This is a genomic window from Caenispirillum bisanense (assembly GCF_039523075.1).
GTDB classification, from domain to species: domain Bacteria; phylum Pseudomonadota; class Alphaproteobacteria; order Rhodospirillales; family Rhodospirillaceae; genus Caenispirillum; species Caenispirillum bisanense.
On record NZ_BAAAEP010000005.1, the window covers coordinates 32,456 to 42,812 of the forward strand.

The 10,357-nt window shown below is 72.2% G+C and carries 7 protein-coding genes; 3 read left to right on the forward strand and 4 right to left on the reverse strand.

The window, feature by feature from the left end; translation table 11 throughout:
• Positions 1–16: 16 nt before the first annotated feature.
• The 4 genes from ABD056_RS04280 to ABD056_RS04295 are packed head-to-tail and all read right to left on the reverse strand — an operon-like array spanning position 17 to position 6,319.
• Positions 17–3,325 (reverse strand): PAS domain S-box protein, encoded by a 3,309-nt coding sequence (locus ABD056_RS04280; RefSeq protein ID WP_343864743.1) that lies wholly within the window; start codon positions 3,323–3,325, stop codon positions 17–19.
• Complete coding sequence (locus ABD056_RS04285; RefSeq protein WP_343864745.1) at positions 3,322–3,921, reverse strand: molybdopterin-dependent oxidoreductase; 600 nt, start codon at positions 3,919–3,921, stop codon at positions 3,322–3,324. The genes ABD056_RS04280 and ABD056_RS04285 overlap by 4 nt, the downstream gene beginning before the upstream one ends.
• Positions 3,918–4,391, reverse strand: a complete 474-nt coding sequence (locus ABD056_RS04290) for a response regulator (protein WP_343864747.1) — start codon at positions 4,389–4,391, stop codon at positions 3,918–3,920. Before ABD056_RS04290 ends, ABD056_RS04285 begins: the two co-directional genes overlap by 4 nt.
• Entirely contained in the window at positions 4,388–6,319 is a 1,932-nt protein-coding gene (locus ABD056_RS04295; protein WP_343864749.1) for an MASE1 domain-containing protein, read from the reverse strand. The genes ABD056_RS04290 and ABD056_RS04295 overlap by 4 nt, the downstream gene beginning before the upstream one ends.
• 387 nt (positions 6,320–6,706) lie before the next feature.
• Between ABD056_RS04295 and ABD056_RS04300 the strand changes: the two genes are divergently transcribed.
• From ABD056_RS04300 to ABD056_RS04310, 3 genes are all read left to right on the forward strand, one after another.
• The gene (locus tag ABD056_RS04300; RefSeq protein ID WP_343864751.1) at positions 6,707–8,389 is read left to right on the forward strand and encodes a diguanylate cyclase domain-containing protein; all 1,683 of its coding nucleotides are present in this window, start codon (positions 6,707–6,709) and stop codon (positions 8,387–8,389) included.
• A 159-nt stretch (positions 8,390–8,548) separates the two neighbouring features.
• The gene (locus ABD056_RS04305; RefSeq protein ID WP_343864753.1) at positions 8,549–9,457 is read left to right on the forward strand and encodes a DMT family transporter; all 909 of its coding nucleotides are present in this window, start codon (positions 8,549–8,551) and stop codon (positions 9,455–9,457) included.
• An 80-nt stretch (positions 9,458–9,537) separates the two neighbouring features.
• On the forward strand, positions 9,538–10,200 hold the full coding sequence (locus ABD056_RS04310) for a YiaD family glycine zipper/OmpA-like lipoprotein (RefSeq protein ID WP_343864754.1): 663 nt from the start codon (positions 9,538–9,540) through the stop codon (positions 10,198–10,200).
• Positions 10,201–10,357: the final 157 nt, after the last annotated feature.

Genomic DNA, 10,357 nt, shown 5'->3' on the forward strand with positions numbered 1-10,357 from the left:
GGCGGAGCGGCAACCGTCAGGGGGCCGCCGCCTCCGCCGGGGCCTTGGCCGGGGCCCATTCCAGCTCGTCGGGGGCGGCGGCCGCCTCCAGGTCGAAGGTGAAGACCGAGCCTTCGCCGGGGGTGGAGGTGACGGTCAGGCGGCCGCCGTGGCGTTCCACCACCTTGCGGCAGACCGCCAGGCCGATGCCCGTGCCCTCGTACTGGTCGTGGCCGTGCAGGCGCTGGAACGGCAGGAAGATGCGCTCCAGATAGGCCGCCTCGATGCCGATGCCGTTGTCGCTGATGCTGAACTTCCAGCGGCGGCCCGGCGCCGGCTCCACCCGCACCCGCACGAACGGCCGGCGGGAGCGGTCGCGGTACTTCACCGCATTGCCGATCAGGTTCTGGAACAGGCTGGTCAGCTGGCCGGTATCGGCGCGCACGTGCGGCAGTTCGCCGTCCACCACCACCTCGGCCTCCGCCTCGGTGATGGCGATGCGCAGGTTGGCCAGGGCCATGGCGATGCAGGCGCCGGCATCGGTCGGCACCATCTGCTGCCCGCGGGTGGAGACGCGGGAATAGGTCAGCAGGTCGCGGATCATGGTGGTCATGCGCAAGGCGCTGTCCATGGCCTGGTCGACAAAGGACATCACCGCCGGATCAAGCCCGGCGCCATGGCGGCGCTTCAGCAGGCTGAGGTAGCTGGTGACCCCGCGCAGCGGTTCCTGCAGGTCGTGGGAGGCGGCATAGGCGAACTGTTCCAGTTCGGCGTTGGAGCGTTCCAGCTCGGTCTTGTACTTCTGCCGCTCGGTGACGTCGCGGAAGCTGACGATGGCCCCGACCACGCGGCCGTCGACGGTCATCGGCGCCGCGCTCATCTCCACCGGCATGGCGGCGCCGTCCTTGCGCCACAGCATTTCGTCCATCTGCTCGCGCCGGCTGCCGTCGCGCAGCACCTTGAACACCGGGCAGTCGTCGGCGGGATAGGGGCTGCCGTCGGCACGGGTGTGGTGGGTGAGAAGGTGCATGTTGCGGCCGATCAGCTCCTCCTCGCTGAACCCGAGCAGGCGCTGGCAGGACGCATTGGCGAAGGTGAGGTTGCCGGCAAGATCAAGGCCGTACAGGCCGTCGGCGGTGCTGTCGAGGATCAGCGCCGTGTGGATGCCGGCCTGCGCCAGCTTCTCCTGCGCCTGGATCTGCGGCGTCAGGTCCACATGGGCGCCGATCAGGCGGATGGGTTCGCCGGTGGCATCGTCGCGCACCGCCTGGGCGCGGGTGCGGATGTAGACGGTGGAGCCGTCGCGGTGGCGGAAGCGCTGCAGCGCCTCGAAGGTCTCCGCCCGGCCGGCGAGATAGGCGTCCACCAGCGCCATGGCGGCCTCGGCATCCTCGGGGAAGATCACCGCCCGCCAAGCCTCCATGGTGTTCTCGAACTCGTCGTCGGCATAGCCCAGCTGGGCCTTCCACGACGGCGAGAACCACACGGCGCCGGTCTTCAGGTCGAGATCCCACACCCCCACCTGCCCCGCCTCCAGCGCGAGGTCGAGCAGGCGACGGTTTTCGCCCAGCGCCGCTTCCAGTTCCTTCTGGTGGGTGATGTCGAAGACGATGCCGTTGAACAGGGTTTCGGTGGCGGTGACCACCGGCCGCGCCAGCCCGCGCCACCACATGATGCGGCCGCCGGGCAGGATGAAGCGCCCCTCGAACGACCAGTCGCTGCTGGTCTCCACCGCCTGGCGGATCGAAGCCTGCCAGCGCGGCACATCCTCGGGGTGGATGGTGAGCACGCGCCAGTCGCGCTCCAGCTCCTTCTGCGGGATGCCGAGGATTTCCAGCGACCGCGGGCTGACCCAATGGAAGCCGCGGCTGCCGTCCGGCCGCTCGTACCACTGGTAGAGCACGCCGGGGATGTTGGCGGTGATGGAGCGCAGCATGGCCTCGCTCTCCGCCAGCCGGCGTTCGAAGGCGCGCTGTTCCGTGATGTCGTCGATGAAGGCGTAGGAGCCGCGCATCACCCCGGCGCCGTCGCGCAGGGTGGTGGCGTTGAAGCGGGTCAGCACCTTGCCGCCGTCCTTGCGGGTCAGCGTCAGTTCATAGCTGCGGTGCTGGGTCAGCGCCGCCTGCCGGAGCTGGTCGACCAGCAGCTCGCGGTCCGGCCCGGTGAGGAAGTCGACGGCGGGGCGGCCCAGCATCTCTTCCCGCTCATAGCCGAGCATGCGGCAGAGGCTGGGGTTGACGTCGATGATGGAGCCGGTGCCGGGGGCGACGAAGCAGAAGCCCTGGGTGGCGGAATCGACGATCTTGCGGTAGCGCTGCTCGGTTTCCGACAGCATGCGCTCGGCCTCGCGGCGGCCGGAGATGTCGTGGACGACGCACAGTTCCAACGGACGACCGTCGACCACGACCGGCGCGGCATGGACCTCCACGTCACAGAGGCTGCCGTCGGCGCGGCAGTGCTGCATGTAGAGGTGACGGCGGTTCTCGCTCGCCGCCCGGTCCAGTTCCGCCCGTCGCTCGCTGGCCGACAGCGGGTTGATGGTGGCGAGCGGCATGCCGCGCAGGGTTTCCAGCGACCAGCCGTAGAAGGCGGCGGCGGCGGCATTGGCGTCCACCACCCGCTGCGCCTGCAGGTCGACCACCAGCATCATGGCGCCGTTGTCCTCGAACAGCCGGCGATAGCGCATCTGGCTGTCGCGCAGGGCGGCGGCGGTGAGGTGCTGGCGGTACAGCTGTCCCAGCGCCACCAGCAGGGTCAGCGCCCCCGCCCCCAGCACCAGCAGCGCCGACGTGCGGAATGCCGACAGTTTCTCGGCCTGACGGGCGATGGCGGCGGCGGCCAGATCGCCGGCGGTGACCGCGTCGTCGCGCACGGTCTGCACCACGGCGTCGAAGGCGCGGCCGGCCTCGGCCACCGCCTCGCGCTCGGCCGTGGCGGCGCTGCCGCCCGATCCGGCGGCCTCGGCGGCGGCCACCAGCCGGTGCAGGGCCGTCTCCACCTGATCCAGCGGCGCGTCCAGGGTGGTGATGCCAAGGGTGCCGGGCGGTGCCACGGTCTCCGCCAGACTGGCGACGGTGCCGATGCGGGCGTGGACGAAATCCACCATCAGCTGCGCCTGCGCGGCGTCGGTGGCGCGGCCGGTGGCCACCACCACCGCCAGCGCCTGGTCGAGGGTGGCGACCTCGCGGTCCAGCTTGCCGGCCTCGCGCGCCACCAGTTCGGCCCGCCGCGGCAGGCCCTGTTCGATGTCGGTCAGCACGATGGTGCTGTAGCCGCCGGCCAGCAGCGCCGCCGTCAGCAGCAGGGCGGCCAGGGAGAGGAAGTACAGGCGGTTGGTCTGTCTCATCGCTCCGCCTCCTTGCCCGGGGCCATGGCCGGAACGGTCGTGGCGGGGCGGATGGCGCGCACCATCCACACCCAGCGGGTGTCCATCTGGGGAGCCGCCAGCAGCTGCTCCGGCGTCATGGCATAGAGAATGCGCAGCGGCCCCTTCTCGCGCACCGACATGGGGCGGCCGGCGCGGCGGGTCGCCAGCAGCACCGACCAGGCCTCGATGTCCGCCCGCGGGATGACGGCGCGGTAGCCGTCCAGGGCCTCCACCTCCACCGCCTCGGCCGCCGCCAGACCGGTGACGCGCAGCACATCGGCCAGCAGGACGCCCTGGTAGCTGTCGCTTTCCCCCTGCCACAGCAGGTCGACCTCCAGCGCATGTAGGCCGAGCGCCTCCAGCTCCGCCACCGAGAAGGCGCGCGCCCCGCCCTCGGCGGCGACGGTGAGCACCGGCGGTCCGGGCGGCAGCGGCGGCAGCGTCACCGGCTGCGGCCGGGCGGCGCCTGCCGCCACCGCGACGGCGGCGGTCGCCAGCAGCAGCAGGCAGCCGAGGACCAGGGTCGGCAGGAGGGAGCGCCAGAGGGTCGGGGTGGGGGTCAGGATCGGGGTCATGGCGGCACCTCCCCGCTGTCGGTGGGGGCGGCCTCCGGTCCGTGCGGCAGCGCCGCGACGCCGCCGAGCCACAGCTGGCAGACCACCCGCAACTTGTCGATCAGGTCGTCCATGGTCACCGGCTTGGTGATGAAGGCGGCGGCATGGCCGCGATAGCAGTCGAGCACGTCGCGCTCGGACTCCGAGGTCGACAGGATCACCACCGGAATGTCGCACAGCGCTGCATCCGCCTTGATGCGGGCGAGGGTCGAGCGCCCGTCCAGGCGCGGCATGTTGAGGTCGAGCAGCACCAGCGACGGCCGCATCCGGTCGCCGTAGGGCGGGTCGCCGCGCAGGTAGGCCAGCGCCTCCAGCCCGTTGGAGACGGTGGCGAACGAGCCGCCGAAGCCAAGCTCCACCAGCGCCTCGCGGGTCAGCTCGACGTCGAACAGGTTGTCGTCGACCATCAGCACATGCGGCGGCTGGCTCATGCAGCGATCTCCTCGGGCGTGGACGGGACCGGCAGCCACAGGATCACCCGCGTGCCGAGGCCGGGGTCGGATTCCAGGCCGACGGCGCCGCCGTGGCGCTCGACCACCCGCCGGCAATAGGCGAGGCCGACGCCGGAGCCGGGGTATTCCTGCTCCGTATGCAGGCGGACGAACAGGTTGAACAGGCGGTCGTGGTATTCGTCGGCGATGCCGATGCCGTCGTCGGCAATGACGATCTTCCACATGTCGGTGTCGCGGTCGGCGGTGACGGTCACCCGCGACAGCCGGCCCGGCGGATGGTAGGTGAGGCCGTTGCCGATCAGGTGGGTCATCACATGCCGCAGCTGGGTGGCATTGCCGCTGACCACCGGCAGCGGCCCGACCTCCACCCGCCCGGCACCGCCGCAGGCCTCCACCGCCGCCCGCACCACGGCGGCCAGATCGACGGGCGTGTCGACCTCCTGCACCTGGTCGATCAGGGCATAGTCCATGAGGTCGCGGAACAGCCGCTGCATGCGGTGGGTGGACTCGACCACCCGCTGAAGGTAACCGCGCCCTTCGGCATCCAGCTGCGCGCCGTAGCGGCGTTCGATCAGCTGGGTGAAGCCGCCGATTCCGCGCAGGGGCTCCTGCAGGGTGTGGGTGACGGCATAGGCCACCCGCTCCAGTTCCGCCTTGGCCCGCTCCACCTTGGCCAGCGCCCGGCGCAGGCGGGCCTCGCCGGCCTTGCGGGCGGTGATGTCTTCCTCGGTGCCGATGTAGTGGGTGATGCGGCCGTCCTCGTCGCGCACCGGCGAGATGGTGGCCAGCCCCCAGATCACCCCGCCATCGGCGGTGCGGTTGAGGAACTCGCCGCGCCATGTGCGCCCGGACGAGATCGTCTCCCACAGCCGGGCGTATTCGTCGGGGTGGGTGTGGCCGGTCTTCAGGAAGCGCGGGTTGGTGCCGATGACGTCCTCCGCCCGGTGGCCGGTGAGGTCGACGAAGGCGCGGTTGACGAAGGTCAGGTTGCCCTGCGGGTCGGTGATCATGACGGTGGTCGCCGATTGCTCCACCGCGTGGCCCAGCAGGCGGGCGCGGTCGCTGGCGGCATCGCGCTCGGCCAGGGCGGCGGCGGTCACCAGGGCGGTCAGTGCCGCCACCGTCATGAAGGCCTGCAGCAGCAGCAGGCTCTGGGTCTGGTCGGGGCGGGCGAACAGGCCCATGCCCTGGGCGGTGAAGACGATGGCGGGGATGTTCACCGCCAGCACCACCGTCGCCGCGCCGCGGATGCCATGGCGCAGCGCTGCCCAGATGAGGAAGGGGAACATCAGGTAGGCGAAGACATGGTCGTCCGCCTCCCACAGCTGGGCGCCGAAGATGCTGGCCGAGGCGGCGGCGGCCAGCGCCGCCAGCAGCGCCAGTTCGCCCATGCGCTGGCCGTGCAGCGGCAGGCGCGACTGGCTCCACGCCACCAGCAGCGGCGTCACCAGCAGCATGCCGGCGCTGTCGCCCAGCCACCAGGTCTTGACGATGATCCAGTAGATCGCCCACGGCGCCACGCCGCCCAGGCACAGGGAGGCGGTGCCGAGCAGCGCCGACACCGCCGGCGCCATCGCCGCCACGGCCGCCAGCGCCACCACCTGCCGCACGCTGCGGAAGGTGGGCACGCCCCCGGCCAGACGGCGGAGGACGACGGCGGCCACGATGTATTCCAGGGTGTTGCCGCTGGCGATGCCGGCGGCGGTCAGCAGCGGCGCGCCGGTATCGGCGGTGGCGAGGAAGGCGCCGGCCCACAGCGCCGGCCACAGCCGCAGTCCGCCCACCAGCAGGGCCGCGACACCGAGGCCGGAGGGAATCCACACCGCCGAGACGTTGCCGCCGACGAAGGCCATGGCGAAGCCGAGCTTGGCGCTGAGCACATAGGCCACGGCGACGCCGACCAGCATCGCCCCCCGGCGCAGCCTCTCGCGGCCACCCGCGCCGCCTGTTCCACCCGGGCCGCCCGGTGCGGGCGGCGGCGGTTCCGGCGGCTCCGGCGGCCGCACTGCGGAGCCCGGCGAAAGGTCGCCGCTCGCCCTGTCCATTCGAATAACCCCCACTCCCGACGCCGGTCGTCCGACCGCGCCCCTCCTCCCTGGCCGCCCCACGCGGCCGCCCTCATTTTACCTGACCCCTCGAACGAAAGGCGACAGCAATAAGGCGCCAGAAGTATAATTCATCCCTGCGGCGAATGAGCGTGTTGCGCTTTCGCGTGGGGCCGTGGATAGTTCCGCGGGGTGAGACGATTCCAGGTTGTGGAGGGGACGACCTGGGCCGGCGTGCGGGGGCATGGCGTGACTCTGAGGGTATTGCTGATCGAGGACAGCGCGACCGACGCGCGTCTGTTCGAGGAACTGGTCAACGAGAGCGGCGAGGACATCCGCATCGACTGGGCGCGCAGCCTGGCCGAGGCGCGCCGCATGGCGGGCGCCGTCGCCCCGGATGTGGTGGTCACCGACCTCGGGCTGCCCGATTCCCATGGGCTGGAGACGGTGAACGGCGCCCTTCAGCTCGCCACCGACCATCCGGTGGTGGTGATGACCGGGCTCGACGATCCGCAGACTGGCGTCATGGCCGTCCAGCAGGGCTGCCAGGATTACGTCGTCAAGGGCATCACCGACCCTGCCCTGCTGGCCCGCACCCTGCGTCACGCCATGGAACGCCACGCCGCCGAGCGGCAGGTGCGGGAAAGCGAGGAACGCTTCCGCGCCCTGGTGGAAATGTCGCCCGATGCCATCCTGCTGATCGGCGACAGCGGCGTCATCTTCGCCAATCCCAGCGCCCTGCGCCTGTTCGGCCGCAGCCGCCGCCAGCACCTGGAAGGCATGCCGGTCGACAGCCTGCTCGCCGGTCCGGGCGGCCCGGTGCTGGCGGCGGCGGTGGCGGCGGCGCTCGCCTCCGGTTCGGCGGCAACGACGGCGGAGTACCAGCTGGTGGATCTGGACGGCCGGCCGCTGGATGCCGAGGCCTCGGTGGCGCCGGTGGGCTTCGGCGGGCGGCGGGCGGCGCAGCTGATCGTGCGCGACATCGGCCCGCGACGGGCGCGCGAGCGCGAGCAGCGGCTGGCCCAGGCGGTGTTCCAGACCACCGCCGAGGCCATGTGCATCACCGATGCCGCCACCCGCATCATCGCCGTCAACCGCGCCTTCACCGAGACCACCGGCTACGGCCCCGCCGACATCCTCGGCCGCACGCCGGCGGCGCTGTCGTCCGGCCGCCACGACAGCCTGTTCTATTCCGGCATGTGGGACTGCCTGCAGGAGACCGGCCACTGGCGCGGCGAGGTGTGGAACCGGCGCGCCGACGGCGAACTCTACGTCCAGCGCCTGACCATCTCGCAGATTTCCGATGATGACGGCACCGTCACCAACTACGTCGGGGTGTTCAGCGACATCACGGCGGAGAAGGAGGCGACGGCGGCACTGAAGCAGGCCGCCACCCACGACGCCCTCACCGGCCTGCCCAACCGCGCCCTGATGCAGGACCGCCTGGGCCAGGCTCTCGCCCGCACCGCCCGCGACGGCAGCGGCCTGGCGGTATTGTTCATCGACCTCGACGGCTTCAAGCCGGTGAACGACACCTTCGGCCACCTGGCCGGCGACATGCTGCTGCAGGGAGTGGCGCAGCGCCTGCGCGGCTGCGTGCGCGACAGCGACACCGTCGCCCGCGTCGGCGGCGACGAGTTCGTGGTGGTCAGCCTCGGCAGCGGCAGCCCGGAGGCCGCCGCCACCGTCGCCGACAAGCTGCTGGCGGCGCTGACGCCGCCCTTCGCGCTCGGCATCGGCGAGGCCAGCATCGGCGCCTCCATCGGCATCGCCCTCGCCTCCGGCCGCGAGCCGGAACAGCCGGTGCCGGCCCAGGCGCTGCTGGATGCCGCCGACCACGCCATGTACGAGGCCAAGCATGCCGGCAAGGGCACCTGGCGGCTGGCCCCGGCAGTCGACCACCGGGCAGCGTCCGACCTCGCCCCGGCCTGACCGGCCGACACTTTGGCGCCAGCCGCCGGATGGCGGCGCCCCCCGACCGCCGCAATGATCGCCCCTGGCCGGACAGGCCGGGGGACCGCCGCCGAAACGGCCCTTTCCGCCGCCCCTGTCCGGTGCCACCGTGCCACCCTGACAGGGAGATCCTCCGCCATGTCCATGTCCGGCCGCGATTGGGGCCTGCTGATCCTGCTGTCGCTCCTGTGGGGCGGCGCCTTCTTCTTCTCGAAGATCGCCGTCGGCGCCATCGGCCCCCTCACCACCGCCGCCTGCCGGGTGTCGCTGGCGGCGACCGTGCTGCTGGCGGTGGTGCGCCTGGGCGGGCACGCCATGCCGACCGGCGCGGCGGCGCTGGGCGCCTTCCTGGTCATGGGGATGCTCAACAACGCCATCCCCTTCACGCTGATCTTCTGGGGCCAGACCCATATCGACAGCAGCCTGGCCGCCATCCTCAACGCCATGACGCCGGTCTTCGCCGTGCTCATCGCCCATGCCGCCACCGCCGACGAGAAGCTGACCGCCGCCAAGGGCCTCGGCGTCGTGGTGGCGCTGGCCGGGGTGGTGGTGCTGATCGGCCCGGCGGCGCTGGGCGGGCTGACGGCGGCGGGCTGGGGCATGCTGGCGGTGCTGGCGGCCGGCATCTCCTACGCCTGCGCCGGCCTCTACGGGCGGCGGTTCAAGGGGCTGCCGGTGCAGGTGGCGGCGGCGGGGATGCTGTGCGCTTCCTCGGTGGTGCTGATCCCGGCGGCGGTGGTGGTGGAACGGCCGTGGGCCTTCGATCCCGGCGCCGTGCATGTGGCGGCGGTGGTCGGCCTCGCCCTGTTGTCGACGGCGCTCGCTTATCTGCTCTACTTCCGCATCCTGCAGTCGGCGGGCGCCACCAACGTGGCGCTGGTGACCTTCCTCATCCCGGTCAGCGCCCTGGCGCTCGGCGTGCTGATCCTGGGGGAGCGGCTGGAGCCGCGGGCCTTCGGCGGCATGGCGCTGATCTTCGCCGGCCTCGGCATCATCGACGGCCGCCTGCAGGGGCTGGTGGCGCGGCGGCTGCGGCCGCAGCGCTGACCGCGGCCGGGCGCGGCAACGCTCGCCCGCCTCTCCCGTTGAACCTTCGATCACAATCCGCTCGAAGGAGGAAGGCCGCCATGCCGCGCCGTCGCATCGTCATCCCCGCCACCGTCCTTGCCGCCGTGGTCGCCCTGGCCGCCTGCGCCGAGGGCGGCGGCATGAACCGCACCGGCACCGGCGCCCTGATCGGCGCGGCCGGCGGCGGCGCCATCGGCGCCATGACCGGCGACGGCGGCCGCGACCGGGCCCAGCGCGGCGCCATCGGTGCCGCCATCGGCGGCCTCGCCGGGGCCGGCATCGGCGCCTACATGGATGCCCAGGAAACCCGCCTGCGCGAAGACCTGCAGGGCACCGGCGCCGAGGTGCAGCGGGTGGGCGAGCGCATCGTCGTCACCCTGCCGAGCAACGTCACCTTCGCCCATGACTCCGCCGAACTGACGCCGCAGGCGCGCAACACCCTGATGGACGTCGGCCGCACCCTGCGCGACAACCCGCAGACCACGGTACGGGTGATCGGCCACACCGATTCCACCGGCCGCCCGGACTACAACGTCGACCTGTCGCTGCGCCGCGCCGACGCGGTGATGCGCCAGCTGATCGCCCAGGGCATGCCGCGCGACCGCATCGAGGCGCTGGGCGCCGGCCAGACCCGCCCCATCGCCACCAACGACACCGCCGACGGCCGCGCCCAGAACCGCCGCGTCGAGATCGAGGTATCGCCCATCCGGGAAGGCGCCTGACCCTTGCCCGACGCCTGAGCGGATGAACCACCACCAGCCGGCGATGACCCTGCCTCATCGCCGGCTGCACGGCGCGACCGCGCCGCGCGGCTTATGCCGCGGGAGCCAAGCGCGCGGTCAGCGCGCGCCCGGCACCTGAGGGACCGCACCAGACTCA

Bases quoted from the DNA above. Each gene is read 5' to 3' on its own strand.
- ABD056_RS04305 (WP_343864753.1), top strand. From the start codon at position 8,549: ATGTCCATGTCCGGCCGCGATTGGGGCCTGCTGATCCTGCTGTCGCTC.
- ABD056_RS04285 (WP_343864745.1), bottom strand. From the start codon at position 3,921: ATGACCCCGATCCTGACCCCCACCCCGACCCTCTGGCGCTCCCTCCTG.
- ABD056_RS04310 (WP_343864754.1), top strand. From the start codon at position 9,538: ATGCCGCGCCGTCGCATCGTCATCCCCGCCACCGTCCTTGCCGCCGTG.
- ABD056_RS04280 (WP_343864743.1), bottom strand. From the start codon at position 3,325: ATGAGACAGACCAACCGCCTGTACTTCCTCTCCCTGGCCGCCCTGCTG.
- ABD056_RS04290 (WP_343864747.1), bottom strand. From the start codon at position 4,391: ATGAGCCAGCCGCCGCATGTGCTGATGGTCGACGACAACCTGTTCGAC.
- ABD056_RS04295 (WP_343864749.1), bottom strand. From the start codon at position 6,319: ATGCTGGTCGGCGTCGCCGTGGCCTATGTGCTCAGCGCCAAGCTCGGC.